Source organism: Sorangium sp. So ce394 (genome assembly GCF_051474665.1).
GTDB classification, from domain to species: Bacteria; Myxococcota_A; Polyangia; order Polyangiales; family Polyangiaceae; genus Sorangium; species Sorangium cellulosum_D.
The window spans coordinates 1279867-1301669 of sequence record NZ_CP150339.1 but is presented as its reverse complement, the minus strand read 5'-3'; the positions used below and the strand labels follow the sequence as shown (position 1 = coordinate 1301669).

15 protein-coding genes are annotated in these 21803 nt (G+C 70.6%); 11 read left to right on the top strand and 4 right to left on the bottom strand.

Annotated elements, in window-relative coordinates; translation table 11 throughout:
* Window positions 1-9: 9 nt before the first annotated feature.
* The 6 genes from WMF33_RS04830 to WMF33_RS04805 all read left to right on the top strand — a co-directional run bounded on the left by WMF33_RS04830 (window position 10) and on the right by WMF33_RS04805 (window position 8014).
* Window positions 10-708 (top strand): iron-containing redox enzyme family protein, encoded by a 699-nt coding sequence (locus WMF33_RS04830; protein WP_437336025.1) that lies wholly within the window; start codon window positions 10-12, stop codon window positions 706-708.
* 1 nt (window position 709) lies between these two features.
* Window positions 710-1615: a DUF6999 family protein gene (locus WMF33_RS04825; protein ID WP_437336024.1), complete on the top strand. Its 906-nt coding sequence runs from the start codon at window positions 710-712 to the stop codon at window positions 1613-1615.
* Between the two features lie 409 nt (window positions 1616-2024).
* Window positions 2025-4898 (top strand): PAS domain-containing protein, encoded by a 2874-nt coding sequence (locus tag WMF33_RS04820; protein ID WP_437336023.1) that lies wholly within the window; start codon window positions 2025-2027, stop codon window positions 4896-4898.
* 561 nt (window positions 4899-5459) lie between these two features.
* Window positions 5460-6227: a hypothetical protein gene (locus WMF33_RS04815; RefSeq protein ID WP_437336022.1), complete on the top strand. Its 768-nt coding sequence runs from the start codon at window positions 5460-5462 to the stop codon at window positions 6225-6227.
* A 77-nt stretch (window positions 6228-6304) separates the two neighbouring features.
* Window positions 6305-6895 (top strand): hypothetical protein, encoded by a 591-nt coding sequence (locus WMF33_RS04810; protein ID WP_437336021.1) that lies wholly within the window; start codon window positions 6305-6307, stop codon window positions 6893-6895.
* A gap of 12 nt (window positions 6896-6907) precedes the next feature.
* Complete coding sequence (locus WMF33_RS04805; RefSeq protein WP_020732958.1) at window positions 6908-8014, top strand: hypothetical protein; 1107 nt, start codon at window positions 6908-6910, stop codon at window positions 8012-8014.
* A gap of 294 nt (window positions 8015-8308) precedes the next feature.
* Here the strand turns inward: WMF33_RS04805 and WMF33_RS04800 are convergent, their stop codons facing one another.
* The gene (locus tag WMF33_RS04800; RefSeq protein WP_437336020.1) at window positions 8309-9835 is read right to left on the bottom strand and encodes a dipeptidase; all 1527 of its coding nucleotides are present in this window, start codon (window positions 9833-9835) and stop codon (window positions 8309-8311) included.
* Window positions 9836-10106: 271 nt separating this feature from the next.
* Here WMF33_RS04800 and WMF33_RS04795 point away from each other — a divergent pair, with 271 nt between their 5' ends.
* The 3 genes from WMF33_RS04795 (at window position 10107) to WMF33_RS04785 (ending at window position 13213) form a co-directional block, all read left to right on the top strand.
* Entirely contained in the window at window positions 10107-10571 is a 465-nt protein-coding gene (locus WMF33_RS04795) for a DUF3565 domain-containing protein (protein ID WP_437336019.1), read from the top strand.
* A gap of 22 nt (window positions 10572-10593) precedes the next feature.
* The gene (locus WMF33_RS04790) at window positions 10594-11040 is read left to right on the top strand and encodes a hypothetical protein (RefSeq protein WP_061623688.1); all 447 of its coding nucleotides are present in this window, start codon (window positions 10594-10596) and stop codon (window positions 11038-11040) included.
* A gap of 61 nt (window positions 11041-11101) precedes the next feature.
* Window positions 11102-13213: a DEAD/DEAH box helicase gene (locus WMF33_RS04785; protein WP_437336018.1), complete on the top strand. Its 2112-nt coding sequence runs from the start codon at window positions 11102-11104 to the stop codon at window positions 13211-13213.
* A gap of 115 nt (window positions 13214-13328) precedes the next feature.
* On the opposite strand, the gene WMF33_RS04780 is transcribed toward WMF33_RS04785, so the two are convergent.
* Together WMF33_RS04780 and WMF33_RS04775 are read right to left on the bottom strand one after the other, a co-directional pair.
* Window positions 13329-14165, bottom strand: a complete 837-nt coding sequence (locus tag WMF33_RS04780; protein WP_437336017.1) for an acyl-CoA desaturase — start codon at window positions 14163-14165, stop codon at window positions 13329-13331.
* The gene (locus tag WMF33_RS04775; protein WP_437336016.1) at window positions 14162-15673 is read right to left on the bottom strand and encodes a B12-binding domain-containing radical SAM protein; all 1512 of its coding nucleotides are present in this window, start codon (window positions 15671-15673) and stop codon (window positions 14162-14164) included. Before WMF33_RS04775 ends, WMF33_RS04780 begins: the two co-directional genes overlap by 4 nt.
* A gap of 251 nt (window positions 15674-15924) precedes the next feature.
* On the opposite strand from WMF33_RS04775, the gene rph reads away from it, so the two are divergent.
* Together rph and WMF33_RS04765 are read left to right on the top strand one after the other, a co-directional pair.
* Window positions 15925-18543: a rifamycin-inactivating phosphotransferase gene (gene rph / locus WMF33_RS04770; RefSeq protein ID WP_437336015.1), complete on the top strand. Its 2619-nt coding sequence runs from the start codon at window positions 15925-15927 to the stop codon at window positions 18541-18543.
* Window positions 18544-19031: 488 nt separating this feature from the next.
* Window positions 19032-20585: a serine/threonine-protein kinase gene (locus WMF33_RS04765; RefSeq protein WP_437336014.1), complete on the top strand. Its 1554-nt coding sequence runs from the start codon at window positions 19032-19034 to the stop codon at window positions 20583-20585.
* Between the two features lie 3 nt (window positions 20586-20588).
* Here WMF33_RS04765 and WMF33_RS04760 read toward each other — a convergent pair whose 3' ends face one another.
* Complete coding sequence (locus WMF33_RS04760) at window positions 20589-21527, bottom strand: PEGA domain-containing protein (protein WP_437336013.1); 939 nt, start codon at window positions 21525-21527, stop codon at window positions 20589-20591.
* Window positions 21528-21803 lie beyond the last annotated feature (276 nt).

Here is a 21803-nt window from a genome sequence, read left to right as displayed (position 1 = left end):
AGGTTCAGGATGCTTCCGGAACGTACGTCGCCTCGAGACGAAGATTCACCGCAGGCCGTCCTGCGCGGGCTGTCGTCCATCTGGCTGGATTTCGAGTCCCAGGTGCATCACATCCCGATCGTGCGGCGCGTGCTCGAGCGTCGGATTCGCCTGGCCGATTACCACGAGCTCCTCTTGAACCACCGGGCGCAGGTCATGAACGGGGCGCTCTGGATCGCGCGCGCCGCCTCCAACATCGGCCACGAGTTCGCCGAGCTGCGCTCGCGCTTCATCCGCCACGCGGCCGCGGAGCACCGCGATTACCTGATGCTGGAGCAGGACTACCTGGAGAGCGGCGGCGACCCGGCCGGGCTCGCGCGGCACGAGCTGAACATCGGAAGCGAGGCCCTGTCTGCCTGGATCTTCCATCGGGCCGATCAGCCGAACCCGTTCGATCTCCTCGGCGCCATGTACATCATCGAGGGCCTCGGCAAGCGGGTCGCGGCCCAGTGGGCCGAGCACGTGCGGTCCGCGCTTCGCCTGGAGGCGCAGGCCGTCAGCTTCTACCTCTATCACGCGAAGGCCGACGAAGATCACCTGGGCGAGCTGGAGGAGGCGCTCCGCTCTGGCATCTTGAACCTCCCGCGGATGGCGCCGAGGATCCTCAAGACCGCCCGGGTCACCGCGCGGCTCTACCGCCTCCAGCTCGAGGAGATCGGGAGTTACTGACATGGATTTTCAGGACTTTTTCAGGAAGATGAAGCACGACCCCGGCGATCCCGATCCGTGGCTGGCCTTGTACCTGGACCGGTCGTTGCCGATCGACGAGAAGGCCAAGGCCGCCCTCCTGAAGAGCCAGCGCAGCTTCACGCGCAGGGTCGTGATGCCGATCGTCAGGCCGTTCGCCCGCCTGTCGATCTCCGGGATCAAGCTCATGAAGATCCTCGCCCCGGCGAGCTGGCAATCTCCGTGGCTCTTGCATCGGTCCATTTACTGGGGCCTGAGGCTCTTCGTCGCCCCGGAGGCCAATTACCTCATCCTGCGCCACTTCACGATCGGCACGGAGATCTTGAGGTTCATCGAGGACAACGTCCCGGGCATCGACATCGAGACGACCACGCCGCTGAGGACCAGGAAGCTGGAGGACCTCTTGGACAACACGTTCACGGTCCATGACCTGACGTTCTACAACTTCATCATCGAGCTGAACGAGAAGCTCCGCGCAGCGGGGCGTGAGATCGAGCCCCGGAGCGAGATCGACTACTCTGCCATCACCGATGACGACGCGAGCCTGGACGACCTCCCGAACACCTGGCTGAACGTCGTCGACCTGCAGACCGCCATCGAGATCTACACGCCGCTCTACGCGCTGTTCCTGTCTGACCACCATTTCTGGCGGGCGAGCAACTCGCTGCAGCTGGACGAGATCATCGCGCTCTACGTCGGCAGGATCCTGAACGACCCGCTGCCTGTCGCCTTGGTCCACAACCATCATCCCATGGTGCCCAGATCGACGCTGGAGGCTGGCTTTCGGTTGACGCTGCATGGCCTCGACTCGGAGACCCTGCACGGACACCTGAAGAAGCTGAAGGCAGGAGCGAAGAGCGCGGCGGCCCGGGGATCCGCCGCGCCGTGACGCTCTCCTGAACCCTCCTCCTGGAGCCGGTCCGCCCTGCTGGCGGGCCAGGGACCATCCCGCGCAGTCCGGCCGGCGGCAGCCGCCCGCCGCCGCCGCGACCCGTGCCGCCGCCGCCCCGCCGCCGCCGCGCGCTGCGCTCGCCAGCCCAGCGGCTGGGAGGCTGGGAGTCTGGACGGCTCCTCCTCCATGCGTAAGAAAAAGAGCGCACGCAGGTCCGAGAGACGTTTATCCATAAAATGCCCCCTCGCCATTCAATTCGCTCTGGCGCCTCGGAGACGCATCGCCGAGGAGGTTTTCGCCTGCGTCTCGGGCCCCGCGAGCGAGGTGATCCGCGAGGTGCCGAAGCCGCCGACCGAGCGACAGCCGGCCCGCGCGCCCCGCGCATCGCGGCGGAAGGAGGTGCGTCGTGAAAACAGGCGGACACGCTGGCGGGTCACGTCGCCTTCGCCCTGCCGCCGCGTTGTTGACGAGCTACTTCCTCCTGGCTTTGTTGGGTCTCCAGTGGGCGACGGTCCGCGGCGCCGCCTCCCCGGTGTTTCCCGCCGCGGGGGTCGCGCTCGCCGGGCTCCTCCTCGGGGGCTCGCGGCTGTGGCCGGCGGTGTTCGTCGGGACGATGGCCGCGTTCCTCCTGGAAGCGCCGTCCCTCCCGCTGTGGGCCAAGGCCGCCCTTGCGTCCGGGAACACGCTGGCAGCCCTGGGCGGCGCATGGGCGCTGCGCCGCGCTCGCCTGCGGCCGGCGCTCACGCGCCTGACCGACGTGCTCGTCGTCAGCGCCGTCGCCCTGGGCAGCTCGGCCATCGCCGCCACTGCGGGGACGTTCGCGCTCGCCGGCGCGTTCGACCAGGGCTCCGGGCAGGCGCTCGCGACATGGCTCAACTGGTGGGTCGGCGACGTGACGGGGGTGATCGTGGTGACGCCCCTCGTGCTGAGCTGGGCGCGTGGCGAGCCGGTCGGCCAGGACCGGGCGCGGTGGCTGCACCTCGCGCTGTGCACGGCGGCTGCCTGGGCCCTGGCCTTGCTGAGCTTCGGGCCTGGATCCTCCCGCATGGTCCGCCCATGGCTGACCTTTCCCGCCCTGACCTGGGCCGCATTGACGTGGGGCGTTCGTGGCGCGGCGACGGCGATGCTCCCGGTCGCGGTCGTCGCGATCCAGGCCACGACCGACGGGCACGGGCCGTTCGGCACCCCCGAGGGGCTCCAGTTCGCGCTGCTCCAGCAGTTCATCGGCGCTACCACCATGACCACGCTGGTGCTGGCCGTCGTCGCCGACGAGCGACGTAACAGCGAGGCGTTGCGCAGGAACGAGGAGCGGCTGCGGCGAGCCAGCCGCGCCGGCCGGATCGGCCTGTGGGAATTCAACATCGACAGCGGAGCCGCAGCCTGGACGCCCGAGGCGCGGGCGCTCTTCGAGGGGCACCGTCCGGGGAGCGGCCGGGTGGACTACGCGCGCTGGCTCGAGACCATCCATCCCGAGGACCGCGCGGCCGTCGTCCGCACGGTCGAGCAGGCGATAGAGCAGGCGCGATCCAGGCTGTCCGAAGCCCATTACGAGGATGAGTACCGCGTCCTGCACGCCGACGGCACCGTCCTGTGGGTGGCGTCGACCGGCGCCTTCGAGCGCGCGGGGAACGAGCTCGTGATGCTCGGGGTCGCCCGGGATATCACCGAGCGCAAGCACGCCGAGGAGGCGCTGCGGGAGAACGAGGAGCGGCTGCGGCTGGCGCTGCGCGCCGGGCAGACCGGCGTGTGGGACTGGGATCTCGTCACCGGCCGCATCGTCTGGTCCGACGAGGTGTGCGGCATCTTCGGCATCCCGCCTGGCACGTTCGAGGGGACGCTCGAGGCGTTCGAGCGGAGGATTTACCCCGACGACCGGACGCGGGTCCGGGCGGAGGCGCAAACGGCCATGAGGGGGCGGACCGGCTATGCGATCGAGTTCCGCATCGTCCGCCCCGACGGGCAGATCCGCTGGGTCACGGACTTCGGCACCGTCGAGCGCGACGAGGCCGGACAGCCTCGTTCCATGATCGGCATGGTCACCGACATCACGGAGAAGCGAGCGGCCGCGGACGCGATCCGCGAGAGCGAGGAGCGATTCCGCAACATCGCCGACAGCTCCCCCGTGATGATCTGGGTGACCGGGCCCGACGCCGGGTGCACCTACCTCAACAAGGTCTGGTCCGACTTCACGGGGCAGGCTCCAGCCGCCGGCCTCGGGTTCGGTTGGCTCGACCTGCTTCATCCGGAGGACGCCGAGCGCGCGGCGAGCATCTTCCGCGCCGCCAATGCCAGGCGGGAGCCGTTCCGCCTCGACTACCGCCTCCGCCGCCGTGACGGACAGTACCGGTGGTGCATCGACGCGGCGGCCCCGCGGTTCAGCTCGAGCGGCGAGTTTCTTGGTTATATCGGCTCGGTGATCGATATCACCGACCGCAAGCAGGCCGAGGAGGAGCGGACGCGCCTGCTCGAGGTGGAGCAGGCCGCGCGCAGCGAGGCGGAGCGGGCGAACCGGCTGAAGGACGAGTTCCTCTCGACGGTCAGCCACGAGCTGCGCACCCCGCTCACCTCCATCCTCGGCTGGTCGCACCTCCTGCGCCGTCGGTCGAGCTGCGAGGACGAGGACCTCTGCAAGGGGCTCGCGGTCATCGACCGCAACGCCCGCGCGCAGGCCCAGCTCATCGAGGACCTGCTCGACATGGGCCGCATCACGTCTGGCAAGCTCCGTCTGGACGTGCAGCCTCTCGACCTGCACGACGTGGTCAGCGCGGCCGTCTCGTCCGCCGCGCCCTCGGCGGAGGCGAAGCGGATCCAGCTCGAGCAGATCTCGAGCCCCGCCGTGGGCGTGACGCGCGGCGATCCGAGCCGGCTGCAACAGGTGGTGTGGAACCTCCTGAGCAATGCCATCAAGTTCACCCCGGAGGGCGGGAGTGTGCGGGTGAAGGTCTCCCGCGCCGGCGATCACGTCGAAATCACCGTCTCGGACACCGGGGAAGGCATCAAGCCCGAGTTCCTCCCCCACGTCTTCGAGCGCTTCCGCCAGGCCGACGCCTCGACGACTCGGCGGCACGGCGGGCTGGGCCTGGGGCTCGCCATCGTGAAGCACCTGGTCGAGCTCCACGGCGGCGCCGTGCGGGCGACGAGCGCTGGCGTGGGAAAGGGCGCGACCATCACCGTGGAGCTCCCGCTCGGCGTCGCCCACGCCCCGGCGGAAGGCGCCACGGACGGGCGGGAGGTCGATGCCGGGCGAGCGTCGATGACCTCTGCGAGCTCTCCGACCTGAGCGGCATCTCGGTGCTCTTCGTGGACGATGCCCGAGCCCACGAGCAGACCGCGCCGCCTCAGCTCCTCACGCTGCGACCCGTGACTTGTCACGGTGCGACCCGTGACAAGTCACGGTGCAACCCGTGACTTGTCACGGTGCAACCCGTGACTTGTCACGGTGCAACCCGTGACAGGTCACGGCGAATCGGCCTGCATTTCCATCTCGTCCGTGCCTTTTCCGCACGGAGCGTGATGTCCGGACGACCCAGGCCATTGCTGAAGCTGGCACGAGACGTGCGACGACCTCCGGGCAGCGCTCGAGGACGACCGTCGTTCCCAACGACCACGACGCCTCGGGCCTCCGCGCATCGGGCCTCCGGACGATGAGCGCCCCGGCAGAGCTGGCAGCCAGCGCGCAGGCGACACGGCTGCCACGAGCCCGCGCCGCGCCGATCGCTCGTCCACGTTCTTGCGGATCTTCGAAGCCGAGCTCGAACCGATACAAAGAACTCGCCAGCTCCGGCCATGGGGGCCCGAGCGGCACGGTCCAGGCTGCATAAGTAAGGATGGAATTGACGGGATGAGTCAGCTGGTCAAGCATGAACCTGGGACAGGAACGGGGCTGCCTTCGAACCCACGGGATTCGAGCTCTCCGGGGCTGCCGGCGGAGCGCTCCAAGGACCGATTGATAAGGAGGCTGCTCGCTGGCTGCGCGGTGATCGGGGCGCTGTTCTTCGCCTATGAGCTCGGCGCCCGGGCGACGCTTCCAGAGCGCGAGCGGCGGCACGAAGACGCTCCGAACGCCGCGCCGGGAGCGGAGGATCTCGCGCAGCACGCCCGCGCGGATGAGCGCGCCGCCGGCGCTGCCTCGCCGCCCGTCCGGCCCGTCGAGCCGGGGCCGCCTTCGAGCGAGCCCGCCGCGCCGCCCAGGGAGCCATCGCCGCGCGAGCATCGAGATCGTGTCTTGCGTGAGCTGCGGGCTTCGGGCCCGGACCACCGCTTGTTCGCGCCTGCGTCGGCCGTCGTCGGCGCGTGGACGAGCAAGCTCGCGCAGCTGGGGGCCGCGGGGACGTTCGAGCCGCTGGAGTGCTACGCGAAAGGCTGCTCCGTGACGGTCGTCCACGCATCCGCGGTGAAGGCGGAGGAGGCCACCGAGGTCATCACCCGGACCGGCGAGTTCCACGGCTGGCAAGCTGGCAAGATGCGCAGCGGCTTGATCGAGCGCGACGGCGATCGGGTGGAGGTCACCTGGATCCTCGACGCGCCGCCGCCGGACAGCCCCGTACTTCCGGAGGAGCTGCCTCGGGACGGCCTCGAAGAGCCCGTGGAGCGCGGCTCTCGGCAATGAGAGCTGCGCTGCCGCGGCGCGGCGTGGAGCCTTGATCGGCTCGACGTCGAAGTGAACGGAGAACAGAGGAGAACGGTATGAGACACAAGGTACGAATAGGGGCGCTGGCCTTCTGCGCGATCGGCCTGGTCACGGTCGGGGCGCACGCGCAGTACGTTTACACTCGAGGTCCGAACCACGTCAACATGAGCGGCACCCGCTGCCGCGCTGCGTTCAGTGGTGCTCAAGACGACCTGATGCACTCGGTGCAGAGGACCTCGGTCAGGTTCGACGTTTCTGCGCCCGTGTTTGTCGTTTGCCCGATCACGAGGCGCGCGACCGCCTACTACGGGGATTCGCTCTCATCAAGCATGGCGACCGAAGTGACCGCGACCGGGATGAAGGCCGAGGTCAAGGACTATAATCCGGGAGATTCGGTGCGCTGCACACCGTTCACGCAATCGATCGGCGGCAGCATCGTCTGGGGCACCTCCCGCTACGCGTGCTCCACCGCCGGGGGTTGCGCCAGCGCGCCGGCGGGGTCCTACATTACTCCTGTCAGTGATTTCAACACCATCTCCTGGAGCAACCCTTTCACGTCGCAGACCTCGGTTGAGTGGGGTCTGGCCTGCGAAATGCCAGCTAGCTCCATCATAGGCTCCTACGAAGCAACGGTCTCGTCGAATTGACAGGTGAACGGCATGAAGAAGATCACAATCGTGGCGCTCGTCGCCGCAGCTCTCTCGTTGAGCCATTCGGCGCTCGCGACGCACAAAGCCTGGCTGATGAAGAACGGGGGGGCAGAGTGTACATTCGCGTACCCGGAGGCCACCGATCGGATGGATTCGAGCGGCGCGATTTACAACTCCGGCACCTCGGAGCGCGACGTCATCTGCCCGATCGCCTTGTCGGGCCGCTGGGGCTCGAACGGGACGACGGCGTTCAACGCCAAGCGCTGGGGGGATGCGCTCTCGGCGATCGTCTACTTCGATCGCAGAGGAGCGGGGACGCGGACCGTGAGCTGCTACGCCGCGATGCGCGCCTCCGATAGCTTTGTTTACTACAGCGCCTCGGTCTCGAACACCGGCGGCTCCGGCGTCGGTCGGCTCGACGTGGCGGGGTCGACGAGCGGCGGTGGCCAGTGGGCGGGCGGTACGGGCAACGGCACCACGCTGGAGGCCCAAGAGGATACCGTCGTGAAGGGCCTGGAGTTCGTGTGCTCGGTGCCCGAACGAACGGCGATTCTCGGTTACAAGGCCAAGCTCTGCCAGCTCACGGGTGACTGCACCCACGGAAGCGGCGATCCAGAGGACGACACCACGATATCGACGAGCGGCTGGAACTACGTTCAGACGAGCGGCATCGAATGTTCGGCGGCGGGCACGGAAGGTGCGATCGCGAGCGTCTATCGGCACGGGTATGGGGCCACGAACCTCGGGAGCTCTCCCGTCGATATCTTCTGCCCGATCGCTCCACCCTCGGACGACAGTCGGGAGCATAATCGCAGCGTCACAGACACGACGGTCTACTACTCGGATCTCTACAACACAAGTAGCTCGAACTTGAACTCCTGCGTGGGCGGCGCGACTTGCCCGAGCTGCCGGCTCATGTGGTACGATAGGGATGGGATCATGCAAGACACCGGCGCACTCTCGAAGATCGCCGGCGTTCGTAAGTTGCACCAGGCCGGCACGGAGCTCATCGGTAAAGAGCTACAGTTCGGGGTGATGTGCCGGACGCCGCCGGGGTTGACGATCGAAGGGATCACCTCTCTCGTGACCGTGAGCGATATCTCAGGCGGAATTTGATCGTCGTGGGTCCTGCTGTCGAAGAGGAAGCCGGAGACGAGCCCCGAGCCTACGGTTCGCTCGAAAGGAGAGGTCGTAGCTTCATCGTCAGGAGGGGGATGATCTCCCGGACCTTGGGGAGCATGGGACCGACGTCGGTGAACTCGATGCCGGCCCGCTTCCTCAACATGACGATTTGAGATTGCCCCAGGCCGTTCGGATGGCCCGAGGCGTCGCGACGCGGCGCCGGCGGTCGCTCAGCTCCCGCGCCGAGCGCCCGGCCCGCCGAGCGCCCGGCCGGCCCGCCGCGAGACGCTACCGCGACGGCGCGAGCTCCGGCGGCGGGGGCGGCGGCGCCGCGCCCTTCGCGGGCCGCGGGGCCGGCGCGGGCGGCGGCGGAGCCATCCACCACTGCGGCCCCCGCGACGACGGCGGCGGCGGCGGTGCGTCCAGCAGCTGCAGCTCGCGCAGCTCGGCCGCGGTGAGCTGCCGCGTGCTGCCGTGCCCTGACAGCGTGGTCGACGTGGCGGCCGCGTAGGCCTCGGCTTGCTCGAGCGCCCGCACGAAGTTCCCGCCCAGCAGGCTGAGGATGTCGCCCTCCGAGTAGCCGCGGCGGAGGAGCTCCAGCGTGACGCCGGTGAGCCCGTCGGCGCCGGCGCTCCCCGCCTGGAGCGCCTCGCCCTCGCCGAAGACCGAGCCGACGGCGACGTGATCGATCCCCGCGATCTTCACCAGGTAATCGATATGGTCCGCGATCCGCGAGGGCGGCGGCGGCGTCATCGGCGCTTCCTGGGCCTTGAGCTTCTCGAGCTCCTCGCGGAGCGCCTGCGCGTCGCCCTGGAGCCGCTCGCCGAGCTCCTTGAGGTGCGCCCCGTGCTTCTGCACGAAGCGCTCGGACTGCTCCGCGTAGGTCGCGTCGAGGAAGAGCGCCCAGACGTTCACCAGGACGACGCCGCCGTTCTCCGCGACCGCGCGCAGCATGTAGTCGTCGAGGTTGCGCCGGAGATAGCCGGCGGCGGGCATCGTGGACGAGGTGATGACCGGCGCCTTGGCCACCTTCATGACGTCCTGGAACGTGTCGTCCGACGCGTGCGAGAGGTCGACGAGCATGCCGATCCGTTGCATCTCGCGGACCACGGTCTCGCCGAAGGAGGAGAGGCCGCGGTGGCGGGCGAGCCCGGGCTCGAGGGGTCCTCCCGCGGAGTCCGCCCAGCTGTTCGTGGTGGTGTGCGTGAGCGCCATGCTGCGGACGCCGAGCCGGTAGAGCGAGCGCAGCGCCGGCAGGGAGTTCTCGATCGCGTGCCCGCCGTCGACGCTGAGGAACGCGGCGATCCTGCCCTCGCGCTTGGCGCGGCGCACGTCCCGCGCGCTCCGCGCGAGCACCAGCGCGTCGCGGTGGCGCTCGATCTGCCGGTGGGTCGCGTCGATGAGATCGAGCGCGCGGCGCGCGGCGCCGGCGCCGAACGCGGCCTGCGCCGAGGACACGCCGACGTGGATCGAGAAGAACGCGCCGGCGACGCCTGACGCCTTCATCCTGGCGAGCTCCTCGACCGTCGCCTCGTGGTCCGGGCTCGCCCGGCGGGGCGCGCCGCCGAGGAGCGGCGAGGGCACGCTGCTGTGGCCGTCCACGAGGGTCGCCTTGGCGAGCAACCGCGCGACCCGCTGCTCCGGCGTCTCGGGCCCCACCGGGCTCTCCGCGATCTCGGGCGCGGGCTCGGTCCACGGCGCGATCTCGCGCTCGGCCGTCGCGAAGGGATCGGGCGAGTCCGCGGTCGCCTGGGGAGGAACACAGGCCGCGAGCGACGCGGCGGCGAGGAGCGCGAAAGAAATGCGTGTGCGCATGATCCGAGCGTATCACGCGGTCTCAGCGGTGGGACGGCCCGCGCGACGGCCGGATCGTGCCCCCGGCCGTCGATATCGCGGCGCCCAGCGGCGTCGTGGTGCGGCGTACGAGTGGGCTCCTATGCCCCTTCGACCCACGAAGAAGCACCTGACGGCGGAGGATTGCGTCCCTGCCAGCCGGCGCCGCGAGCCTCGCTTGACGTCCTCGAGTCGCTCTGCTCTTCCTTCTCCCGCGCTGGCATGCAGCCAGCCCTCGGGGGGAGAAGCCGGCATGCTCCGACCGATCACGGGCTACCACAAGGATGACGCGGGGGACTGGGTGGCCGAGCTGAGCTGCGGTCACGGTCAGCACGTCCGGCACAAGCCCCCTTTCCTCCTGCGCCCGTGGGTGCTCACCGCCGAGGGCCGCGCCTCGATGCTCGGCACCGCGCTCGATTGCGCGCGCTGCGATCGGCTCGACATGCCGGGCGGGCTCTGCGCCTACAAGCGGACCGCGGAGTTCGACGAGGGCACGATCCCCGGCGGGCTCCGGAAGAACCATGCGACGAAGCCCGGCGTTTGGGGGGTGATCCACGTGGTCTCGGGGCAGCTCCGCTACCGCATCGAGGGGCCCGCGGGGCGAGAGCTCCTCTTGACCCCGGAGACCGCCGGGATCGTCGCGCCGGAGGTGCTGCACCACGTCGAGCCGGACGGTCCTGTCAGGTTCTTCGTGGAGTTTCACAAGAAGGGCGCGTGACCAGGATCGTTCAGGAGACCCCATGTCGCTCAGGCAGCGCGATTACCTCCTCCGCATGATCGAGCAGCTCGCCGAGGCCATCGGCCGGATCGCCGGGCTCCGGCGCGCCGGCCAGCTCGACGAGGCGGAGCTGCTCGTCCGCACCACCGCGGACGGCCTCTTCGGCCCGATGCGGGACATGCTCGACCGGGTCGACGCCGCGGGCGCAGCCACGCTGCTCGGCGACCCCGAGAAGATCGGCGCGTACGCGGCGCTCTGCGCGGAGCAGGCCGAGATCCTCGAGCTCCGGGGTCGGGCCGCGCAGGCGCTCGCGGAGCAGAGGCGCGCGCTCGAGCTCCACCTCGAGGCGATGAGCCGCGCGCCCCAGGGCAGCCCCCGCGCCGAGGAGGCCGCGCGCGCGCTCCTCGGCCGGGTGGACGCCGCGCGCCTGTCCGAGCGGTACCGCGCCCTCGCCGCGAGGCTCGGCTGACCGGGACGCGGGCGCGCGCGCCGCGCCGCCTGCCGGCTTGCCATGACGCCGGCGCGAGGCCATGAGACGCGGAGCCGCCGTGGAACCGACCACCTCGTCCGCCAGCTTCGCCGCGCTCGGCATCGGGCCTGCCCTCCTCGACGAGCTCGCCGAGCTCGGCTACGAAGAGCCCACCCCGATCCAGCGCGAGGCGATCCCGCACCTCCTCGACGGGCGCGACCTGCTCGGGCAGGCCGCCACCGGCACCGGGAAGACGGCCGCGTTCGCGCTGCCGCTGCTCCAGCGGATGGAGATCGGCGGCGCGCCGCCCGGCCGCCCCGTGGCCCTCGTGCTCGTGCCGACGCGCGAGCTCGCCATGCAGGTGGCCGAGGCGATGCACCGCTACGGCCGCCGGCTGGGCGTGCAGGTGCTGTCGGTCTACGGCGGCCAGCCGTTCGGGCAGCAGCTGCGCGCGCTGCGGCGCGGGGTCCACGTCGTCGTGGCGACGCCGGGCCGGGCGCTCGACCACATCGGCCGCGGCACGCTCGCCCTCGACGGCATCCGCACCGTCGTGCTCGACGAGGCGGACGAGATGCTCGACATGGGGTTCGCCGAGGCGCTCGAGGAGATCCTCGCGGCCACGCCGGGCGAGCGGCAGACGGTGCTCTTCTCGGCGACGCTGCCCGCGCGGATCGCCGCGATCGCCGGCCGGCACCTGCGCGAGCCGGTGCGGGTCAAGATCGCGGTCGAGAAGGCGGCGCCGGGCGAGCTCCCGCGCGTGCGCCAGACGGCGTACATCGTGCCGCGGGCGCACAAGCCGGCGGCCCTGACGCGGGTGCTCGACATGGAGGACCCGTCGTCGGCGATCCTCTTCTGCCGCACGCGCAACGAGGTGGACGAGCTGACCGAGGCGCTGCGCGCCCGCGGCTACGAGGCCCAGGCGCTCCACGGCGGCTTCTCGCAGGAGCACCGGGATCGCGTGATGGCGCGCTTCCGCGCCGGCGCGGCCGACCTGCTCGTCGCGACCGACGTGGCGGCGCGGGGGCTCGACATCGAGCACGTGTCGCACGTCATCAACTACGACGTCCCCTGCGCCGCCGAGGTGTACGTCCACCGCATCGGCCGCACGGGGCGCGCCGGCCGGGAGGGGGCGGCGATCACGCTGATCGAGCCGCGCGAGCACTACCTGCTCCGCAACGTCGAGCGGCTCACGGGCCAGCGCATCGAGGCCGCCACCCTGCCGACGGTGGCCGATCTGCGCGCCCGTCGCCTCGAGCTGACGCGGGCGTCGCTCCGGGAGGCGCTGCTCCAGGGCGGCGCCGAGCGGTTCCGGGTCGTTGTCGAGGGGCTCGCCGACGAGTTCGACGTCATGGACATCGCCGCGGCGGCGGTGCAGCTCGCGCACCGCGCGACGGAGGGGGATCGGGAGGAGGAGGAGGCGGAGATCCCGTCGTTCCGGCCGCCGCCGCCCGCGCCGGAGCGCGCGCGGCGCGGCCCGCCGGGGGCGCGCGGGCGGCCGGGGGAGGCGCCGGGGCGGCCGAGGGAGGCGCCGGGGTGGCCGGGGGACGCGCCGGGGTGGCCGGGGGACGCGCCGGGGCGGCCGCGGCGCGGGGGGCGCGAGGAGCGGGAGGCCGACGGCACCGTCGCGCGGCTCTACATCGGCGCGGGGCGCGCCGCGGGCATCCGGCCGGCCGATCTGGTCGGCGCGATCGCGAACGAGGCGTCGCTGAGCTCTCGCGACATCGGGGCCATCCAGATCGCGGACGGCTTCTCCGTGGTCGAGGTGCCGGCCGACGCGGCGGACAGCGTCATCGAGGCGCTGCGCGCCACCCGGCTGAAGGGGCGCAAGGTGCAGGTCCGCCGCGACCACCACGACGCTCCCGGCGACGCCCGGAGCGACGAGGCCGGCGCGCGCGGCGGCGCGGCCGACGAGGACAGGCCCCGGAGCAGCGCGGCCGGCGCCCGGGCGCGGGCGCGGAGCGGCGCGGCCGACGAGGGCGGGCCCCGGAGCAGCGCGGCCGGCGAGGACAGGCCGCGGGGCAGCGCGGCCGACGAGGACAGGCCGCGGGGCAGCGCGGCCGGCGCCCGGGCGCGGGCCAACGCGCCCGACGAGGCAAAGCCGCCGGGCCGCGCGGCCGCGGCCCGGGACCGCGCGGGGGGCATGGCGCCCCCGCGCCGTCGCCCCCGGGACTGAGCCCTGCGGCGCTCCGCTCCGCTCCGCGGCCACCCGCGCGCGACGGCGGGTCCGCCGCGCTGGCGCTCCCGCGCGCCGAGCCGCGGGATCGGCGGCCGGTGCTCGGCGCTCGGGCCTATCCGCCCCCCGCCGCCCGGGCCCGCGCGCCCTCACGCCCCTCCGGCCCGGGCTGGATGTCCGACGCGAGCCCCAGCGCCGCGAGCGCGCGGATGAACAGGAACGCGAGATCGTGCTGCCCCGGCGCCATCCCGTAGCGGGCGGCGCGCGGGAAGGCGTGGTGGTTGTTGTGCCAGCCCTCGCCGAAGGTCAGGACCGCCACCCAGCCCACGTTGCGGCTCCCGTCGCGGGTCTCGAACGCGCGGCGGCCGAAGCGGGGCGCGTGGCAGACCGAGTTCACCAGGTAGGTCGCGTGCATCCAGCACACGAGCGGCAGGAAGAACACGAACGGCACCGCGCCCCAGCCCAGCGCGAGCCCCGCGAGCAGCACCGCCGCCGCCTGCGGCGCGAACCGCCACCGGAGGAGCCACCGGTAGTAGGGATCGCCGGCCAGATCGCGGCAGTACCGCTCCGGATCGCGGGGATCGGTCGAGCCGTCGTCGACGATCCACCCGAGGTGCGCGTACCAGAGGCCTCGCCGCGGCGAGTGGACGTCGCCCTCGCGATCGGTGTGCGCGTGGTGCCGCCGGTGCGTCGCCACCCACGCGATCGGGCTGCCCTGGCCGCTGATCATCGCCGCCGACACGAGCGCGTACTCGACCCACCGCGGGCAGCGGAACGCGCGGTGCGAGAGCAGCCGGTGCAGGCCGACGATGGTGGACAGGTGGAGCGCCGCGTACAGCCCGGCCGCGAGGGCGACGTAGCTCGCCCGGATCGGCAGGAGCAGCCCGACGACGGCCAGCGCGTGGACCAGGGCGAAGTAGGCGATCGCCGCGCCGCTCGCGCGGCCCCTCACGACGGCTCCCCTCCCCGCGCGACCGCCGCCGGGCCGCTCCCCCGCCGCGGCCGGATCCGGGCGAGCCCCCGCGGATCCGCCCGGCAGGACGCGGCGTCGATGCGCTGCGGCTCGAGCCCGAGCTCCCGCATCCTCGCCGCGTCCCACGCCTCGATCGGATCGCGCCCGGCGATGTAGCTGCGCGCGGGGTTGGCGAGCGGCGCGCGCAGGCTCATCACCTCGGGCGCCGACATCAGAACGCACGTCTTGTAGCGGGGCAGATCGCTCGTCATCAGCCGGCTCCACAGGTGGCGGCCCACGCTGGTCAGGCCCCCCAGGGTGCGGCTCAGGCGCTGGAAGTGCTCGATCGCCTCGGAGGGGTGCAGCCGGTCCGGCCGGTGGCACAGGGTGTACCCGTCGAGGTCCCGGCTGGTCACCCCGGGCAGGAGCCGCCCCTCGGCCGCCACCTGCGCGAAGAACGGCGTCTCCGGGTACGGGCAGACGATCCCGAGGAACGTCGGGCACTGATCCCCGAGATCGTGCAGGTACGCGGGCAGCCGCTCCAGGTACTCGTTGGTGTCCCCGTCCGCGCCCACGAGGAGCCCGAACGAGAGCACGATCCCGCTCGCCGAGGCCCGCTTCAGGACCTCGCGGACCTCGCTCAGCTTGTTCTGCCCCTTGTTCATGGCGCTGATCGACTCGGGGTTCAGCGACTCCAGCCCGGTGTAGACGTACCGGCACCCCGCGCGCCCCATGAGGCGCACCAGCTCCGGATCGCGCAGCACGTTGAAGGTGAGCGCGCAGCCCCAGATCTTCTTGAGCGGCATCAGCGCCTCGCAGAGCTCCCGCAGGTAGCGGGGAGAGCCGCCCAGGTTGTTGTCGAGGAAGCTGAACGTGTCGCCGGTCACCCCCGGAATGCGCCGGTTGAAGATCATCCGATCGCGGATGTCCCGGATCACGTGGTCGATCGGGCGATAGCGGTACTGCTCGTGCCCCGTGAGCACGCAGAAGTTGCAGGAGAAGGGGCAGCCGCGCGACGCCTCGATGCCCGGCAGGCGAACGAGGTTGTTCCGGTAATCGATCAGATCGTAGCGGTAGGTGGGGATCTGCTCCGGGGGCACCGGCGGGAGCGCGTAGACGGGCTGGAGCTCGCGCCGCTGGAAGTCGGCGACGAGGGCCGGGACGTTCGACTCCGGGTCGCCCGCGATCACCGCGTCGAAGTGCTGGAGCGCGTCCGCGCGGAAATGGCTCGCGTGCCGGCCGCCGGCCACCGTGGTGACGCCGCGCCGCCGGAGCAGCGCGGAGAGCACCTTGGTGTGCTCGTAATAGGCGTGCAGGTACGAGAAGAACACGAGGTCCCAGGGGCGATCGAGGGGGACGTCCGTCTCCTTCTCGTTGTAGAGCTCGATCTCCGCGTCCGGCGGGCACAGGGCGGCGATGAGCTCGGGGACGGAGGACTGCATGATCGAGCGCTCCTTGCGGTGCAGGCGGCTCGGGTGCGTGTACGTCGAGAGGATCGCGATGCGCATCGAGGGGGGCTCCTGGTTCAGCTCAGGCCGACGGCGACGAGGAGGGTGAGCAGAAGCCACCAAGAATAGGCCATGCTTCGCGCCGCGAGCAGCCCCGGGATCGCTGTCCGCTGGACCACCCAAGTCGCCCTCGATCTTCCCCGCGTCCCTGGCGGCCCTCTCCGTCGGTCGTTATAGTGGCGCGCTTCGACGGGGGGGCGTGACGATCCATCGCAGCGAACGAGCTGCCAACGTCGGATGGAGGTGAACGGATGCGGACCTATGTGCTCGATCTCCAGGAGGTCGATCGAACGAAGGCCAAGGTGGTCGGCGGGAAGGGCGCGAACCTGGGGGAGGTCTCCAGGATCGAGGGGATCCGCGTGCCCGCTGGCTTTTGCGTCACCACCGGAGCCTTCCAGCGGATCATGGGAGGAGCGCCGTCGATCGCCGGGTTGCTCGATCGGCTGTCGTCGCTCGAGGCGGGAGACCGGGACGGGATCCGCGAGCTCAGCGGCGAGCTGCGCCGGATCATCGAAGGGACGGCCATCCCCGAGGACCTGCAAGAGGCGCTCACCCAGGCTCTCTCCAGGTTCGGCGCGGGCGACGCCTACGCGGTACGGTCCAGCGCGACGGCGGAGGATTTGCCGGGGGCCTCCTTCGCGGGCCAGCAGGATACGTACCTGAACGTCATCGAGACGCAGGCGGTCCTGCAGCACGTCCGCCGGTGCTGGGCATCGCTCTTCACCGAGCGGGCGGTGACCTACCGCGTCCAGCACGGCTTCGACCACCGCAAGGTCCACATGGCGGTGGTGGTGCAGAAGATGGTCTTCGCGCAGGCGGCCGGGATCTTGTTCACGGCCGATCCCGTCACGTCGAACCGGAAGGTGTCGTCGATCGAGGCCGGCTTCGGCCTGGGGGAGGCCCTGGTCTCCGGCCTGGCGAGCGCCGATCGCTACAAGGTGCGGAACGGCCAGATCGTCGAGAAGGCGATCGCCAAGAAGACGCTGGCCACGCGCGCCCTGGAGGAGGGCGGCACCGAAGAGCGGGCGATCGAGCCCGAGCGGCAGGGCGGGCAGGTGCTGACGGACGCGCAGATCCTGCGGCTCGAGCGCGTGGGCCGGCAGATCGAAGGGCATTTCGGCCACCCCCAGGACATCGAGTGGTGCCTGGTCGGCGATGAGCTCCACGTCGTCCAGAGCCGGCCGATCACGACCCTGTATCCCATCCCCGAGGCAGGGGATCGAGGCAACCGCGTCTACATCTCGGTCGGCCATCAACAGATGATGACCGACCCCATGAAGCCCCTCGGGCTGTCCTTCTTCCAGCTGGCCGCGGCTGGCCACATGGTCGCGGCGGGCGGCAGGCTGTTCGTCGATCCCACGAAGCAGCTGGCCTCACCGGCCAGCCGGGACGCCCTCCTGAAACTCGTGGGGCGCTCCGATCCGCTCATCAAGGACGCCCTCTCGACCATCATCGCGCGGGGAGACTTCATCGAGCCCTCGCCCGTCGATCCGGCGGCCTCGCGTCCCGGCCAGGGCGAGCAAGGGGCGGCGCCCTCGCGCTTCGACGCGCAGGTCGAAGACGACCCGGCGATCGTCACCGCGCTGATCGAGCGCGCCCAGGCCGGGCTCGAGGAGCTGAAGCGCGACATCCGAGGCAAGACCGGAACGGCGCTGTTCGACTTCATCCTGGAGGACGTCCAGCGAATGAAGAAGTCCATGTTCGGTCCACAGAACATGGGCGCGATCATGGCGGCCATGAACGCTTCATGGTGGCTCAACGACAAGATGATGGAGTGGCTCGGCGAGAGGAACGCCGCGGACACGCTCTCCCAGTCCGTGTCGAACAACGTCACGTCGGAGATGGGCCTGGAGCTCCTGGACGTCGCCGACGTGATCCGTCCTTATCCGGACGTGGTCGCTTATCTGCAGGACGTGAAGCACGACGGCTTCCTGGAGGAGCTGGCCGAGCTCGAAGGTGGGCAGCAGGCCCGGGACGCCATCCTGGCGTACCTTCAGAAATACGGCATGCGATGTGCCGGGGAAATCGACATCACGAGGGCCCGCTGGAGCGAGGAGCCGACGACCCTGGTCCCCTTGATCCTGAGCAACATCAAGAACTTCGAGCCTCACGCCGGCAAGCGGAGGTTCGAGCAGGGGCGGCAGGAGGCCTTGCAGCGAGCGCAGGAGCTGCTCGACCGGTTGAGGCAGCTGCCGGATGGGGAGCAGAAGGCCAGCGAAGCCCAGCGGATGATCGGCCGGCTCCGGAATTTCCTTGGGTACCGCGAGTATCCGAAGTACGCCATCGTGAGCCGCTATTTCGTTTACAAGCAGGCCTTGCTGCAAGAGGCCGAGCGGCTCGTGCAGGCCGACGTGATCCACGACCTCGAAGACATCTACTATCTCACGTTCGACGAGCTCCGCGAGGTCGTGCGCACGCATCGGCTGGACGACCAGCTCGTCAGCCGACGGAAGGCCGAACACGAGCTCCACAAGAAGATGACGCCCCCGCGCGTCATGACGTCCGACGGGGAAATCGTGTCGGGTGCGTACAAGCGAGCCGATCTCCCCGCCGGCGCCATCGTCGGCCTACCGGTCTCCTCCGGCGTCGTCGAGGGACGCGCCCGCGTCCTCCTGGACATGGCCCATGCGGATCTGGAGGCCGGGGACATCCTTGTCACCGCCTTCACCGACCCGAGCTGGACGCCTTTGTTCGTGTCCGTCAAGGGCCTGGTGACCGAGGTGGGGGGCATGATGACCCATGGCGCGGTGATCGCCCGGGAATACGGCTTGCCGGCCGTCGTCAGCGTGGAAAATGCGACCAAGTTGATCCGGGACGGGCAACGCATCCGCGTGAATGGAACGGACGGGGTTGTCGAGATCCTGACCTGAGGCCGCGGCCAGGGAGACTCTGGGGTCCCGCGCCTGCGGAGCCGTGCCGGCAGAGAGGCGAGACAGGGCGGGCGCCCGGGGGGTGAGAAGTCCAAACGCGATCCGAAAGTCAAGCTCCTCGTCGAGGCCGTCCCACCCACCGTCCAGTCGCGCTGCATGCGCTGGTGGACATAAGGCACCTTCCGCGATCCACCTCTTTCGTGGAAAAGTGGCGCCGTATCAACAACCTCTCTGCGATCCAGCTCTCCGGGAAAACAACGCTCTATCTACAATCCATCCATGCTCCAGACGGGCGCCCTCACGCCACCGCCTGCGGGAGCGGCAATTCACCCGCGAAGCGGCCCCATCGGCTGCCGGCAGATGTAAGGGAGTGGGGGTGTTGGTACGACAATTGCGGCCTGTCTCCGTCGTGTTTCTTGCGCTATGCCCTTGCTTGGTTTCGCCGCCCACTCGTACAGTGAGGGGCCGTAGTTAACCTTGCGAGTAGCGTGAATCCTGCGCCGAACGTCTTAGCGACCAACGCGGCCGAGCTCGGGCCCGGGTCCGTGTTGGGTCGTTACGAGCTGCTGCTGCCGATCGCAGCGGGCGGCATGGCCATGGTGTGGGCGGCGCGGCTGAAGGGGACGCGCGGCTTCCAGAAGATCGTCGCCGTCAAGACGATGCTGCCGAAGCTGTCCGAGGACGACCAGTTCGAGCGCATGTTCCTCCTGGAGGCGTCGCTCGCGTCCCAGATCCGCCACCCGCACGCCGTCGAGATCCTCGATCTCGGCGAGCAGGACGGCGTGCTGTTCCTGGCGATGGAGTGGATCGACGGCGTCCCGCTCAGCCAGGTGATGAAGGTCGCGAAGCGGCGGACCGGCGTGCCGATCCCGATCGCCGTGCGCATCGTGGCGCAGGCCTGCGCCGGCCTGCACGCCGCGCACGAGCTCAAGGACAACGGCGGCAAGCTCGTCGGCCTGGTGCACCGCGACATCTCCCCGCAGAACATCCTGGTCACGTACAACGGCATGGCCAAGGTGGTGGACTTCGGCGTCGCCAAGGCCACCGCGTTCAACGACAGCACCACGAAGGCCGGCCAGCTCAAGGGCAAGGTGAGCTACACGGCGCCGGAGCAGGTGCGCGGCGACCCGATCGACCGGCGCGTGGACGTGTTCGCGATGGGCATCGTGCTCTACGCGCTCACCACCGGCAAACACCCGTTCCGCAGGGAATCCGAGGGCGCGACGCTGTTCGCCATCTCGTCGCCGGACCCGGTGGTGGAGCCGCGCACGTTCCTGCCGAGCTACCCGCCGTCGCTCGAGGCCGTGCTGATGCGCGCGCTCGAAAAAGAGCGCGACCGGCGCTACGCCACCGCCAACGAGCTGCTGCGCGCGCTCGACAAGGCGCTGCCGCCCAACCAGCGCGCCACCGAGGACGACGTCGCCGCCTTCATCCGCGAGCTGTTCGAGGAGGAGCACCAGCAAACGCGCGCGGCCCTCGCCGAAGCGCTGGAGCGCGCCGACCGCAATCCGCCGAGCGGCAACCTCGGCATCTCCGACGTGACCGGCATGAGCCACTCGGTGGTGAGCGCCTTCAACCCGGTCGACATCCGCCGCGCGGCCCCGGGCGACGCCGGAAGGGGCGCGCTCGACGACGATATCCCCCCGTTCGCGCGCTCCAACAGCCGCGCGCCGATCGCCATCGCGATCCTCTGTCTCTTCGCCGCCGTCGCGTTCGCCGTGCTGACGCTCCGGAGCGACGACCCACCAGCCCCTTCTCCGTCCATCGCCGCGACCGCCGCGCCTGCGCCGGCGCTCCCCAAGGAGGAGGCGTCGTCGCCCGCGCCTTCTCAGGCGGAGGCGCCCCTTGCGACCGAGCTCGGCGCGCCCGCGGGCGAGCCCTCTGCCTCCGCGTCGGCCAGCGCAGCGCCGGCGCCGCGCCCGGCGTCACACGGGAGCCCAGGGCCCCGCCGTCGGGACAAGCCCGCCGAGCAGGTCAAGCCGGCGAGCCCGACGCCGACGGCCGCGCCGCCCAAGTCGTGGAAGCACGATCCGGGGTTCTGACGCTCAGAACGCGCCCGAGAGACTCGCGCCTATCTCGGATGCGCCCGCGACGGGCACGAGCGCGAGCGAGGTCTTCGCGGGCTCTTTGGGCTTCTTCTGGAGGAGCAAGATCGCGGTCGCCGTGCCGACCGCGGCGACGCCGACGCCGAGCGCCACCTGCGCGCCGTAGTGATAGAACTTGAGGTCGTCGTAACGCGACTGCATGGAGGGCGGGCACGACTTGCCGCCCGGACCGCAGGCGTCCTCCAGATCCGTGAGCGCTCCCTGGCGGAGCACGAACAGCACCCCGGAGCCGATCAGGCTCGCCGCGCCGACGCCCCCGACGACGAACGGCACCACCTTGGAGGGCGGCTTGTCCGGCAAGGCGCCCGCCCGGATCAGCAGCTCTTGCGGCAACGCCTCGAGCGTCACCTCGACGCGCGTCACCCCCCCCTCCTTCAGCTCCACCGTCTTTTGAAACGGCTTGTGATTGGGCGCCTTGGCGGTGAGCGCGTGAGGCCCGGGATCGAGCGGCACCTCGGCGCCGATCGACGCGCCCCCGAGGGCGACGCCGTCGAGCGCCATGGCCGCGGAGGCCGCCCCCTTGCCGCGCACGATGACGAGCTTCGGGATCCGGGCGCGCAGCCGGCCGATCGACTGCTCGACCTCGCCCCGGAAATCGGGCCCGACGGCGTCGGCCTCGGCGAGCGCCAGCTCGTAGCCGCCGAGCGCGGCCACGAGCCGCCCCAGGTTCTCCTCGCACACCGCGATGTGGAAGCGCACCTGCGGCGTCATCCGCACCTGGCCGACCTCGCGGAACTGCTGCAGGGCCGCGGCCCAGTTGCCAGCCTGCTCGAGCTCGGTCGCCTGCTGGAACTGCGCGCGAGCTCGCTTGAGCGCGTCGTCGTCCTGCGCGAGCGCGGGCGCCTCGAGCAGCAGCAGCACCGCCGCGACGCGGAACATTCGTGGAAAATTCCTCACCGCTGCGACGCGGAACATTCGTAGAAAATTCCTCACCGCTGCGACGCGGAACATTCGTAGAAGATGCCTCATGCGAGGCTTACCATAGTGGCTTGCCGTCTCCGCTCCTGTCAACGTGGCGGCGCGGCCTTCGCGGCGCGCGACGCCGCGCCGCGTCGTCGTCGGAGGTGCGAGCGCGCCGGCAGAGCTCGGCGAGGATCCTGGCGCTGTCTCGATTTGTGGCCGCGAAATCCGCCAGAGGATGGTACTTTTGCCGGT

Excerpts from the sequence above, each read along its gene's own strand:
- WMF33_RS04830 (WP_437336025.1), top strand. The coding sequence starts at position 10 with ATGCTTCCGGAACGTACGTCGCCTCGAGACGAAGATTCACCGCAGGCC.
- WMF33_RS04825 (WP_437336024.1), top strand. The coding sequence starts at position 710 with ATGGATTTTCAGGACTTTTTCAGGAAGATGAAGCACGACCCCGGCGAT.
- WMF33_RS04815 (WP_437336022.1), top strand. The coding sequence starts at position 5,460 with ATGAGTCAGCTGGTCAAGCATGAACCTGGGACAGGAACGGGGCTGCCT.
- WMF33_RS04810 (WP_437336021.1), top strand. The coding sequence starts at position 6,305 with ATGAGACACAAGGTACGAATAGGGGCGCTGGCCTTCTGCGCGATCGGC.
- WMF33_RS04805 (WP_020732958.1), top strand. The coding sequence starts at position 6,908 with ATGAAGAAGATCACAATCGTGGCGCTCGTCGCCGCAGCTCTCTCGTTG.
- WMF33_RS04800 (WP_437336020.1), bottom strand. The coding sequence starts at position 9,835 with ATGCGCACACGCATTTCTTTCGCGCTCCTCGCCGCCGCGTCGCTCGCG.
- WMF33_RS04795 (WP_437336019.1), top strand. The coding sequence starts at position 10,107 with ATGCTCCGACCGATCACGGGCTACCACAAGGATGACGCGGGGGACTGG.
- WMF33_RS04790 (WP_061623688.1), top strand. The coding sequence starts at position 10,594 with ATGTCGCTCAGGCAGCGCGATTACCTCCTCCGCATGATCGAGCAGCTC.
- WMF33_RS04785 (WP_437336018.1), top strand. The coding sequence starts at position 11,102 with ATGAGACGCGGAGCCGCCGTGGAACCGACCACCTCGTCCGCCAGCTTC.
- WMF33_RS04775 (WP_437336016.1), bottom strand. The coding sequence starts at position 15,673 with ATGCGCATCGCGATCCTCTCGACGTACACGCACCCGAGCCGCCTGCAC.
- rph (WP_437336015.1), top strand. The coding sequence starts at position 15,925 with ATGCGGACCTATGTGCTCGATCTCCAGGAGGTCGATCGAACGAAGGCC.
- WMF33_RS04760 (WP_437336013.1), bottom strand. The coding sequence starts at position 21,527 with ATGTTCCGCGTCGCGGCGGTGCTGCTGCTGCTCGAGGCGCCCGCGCTC.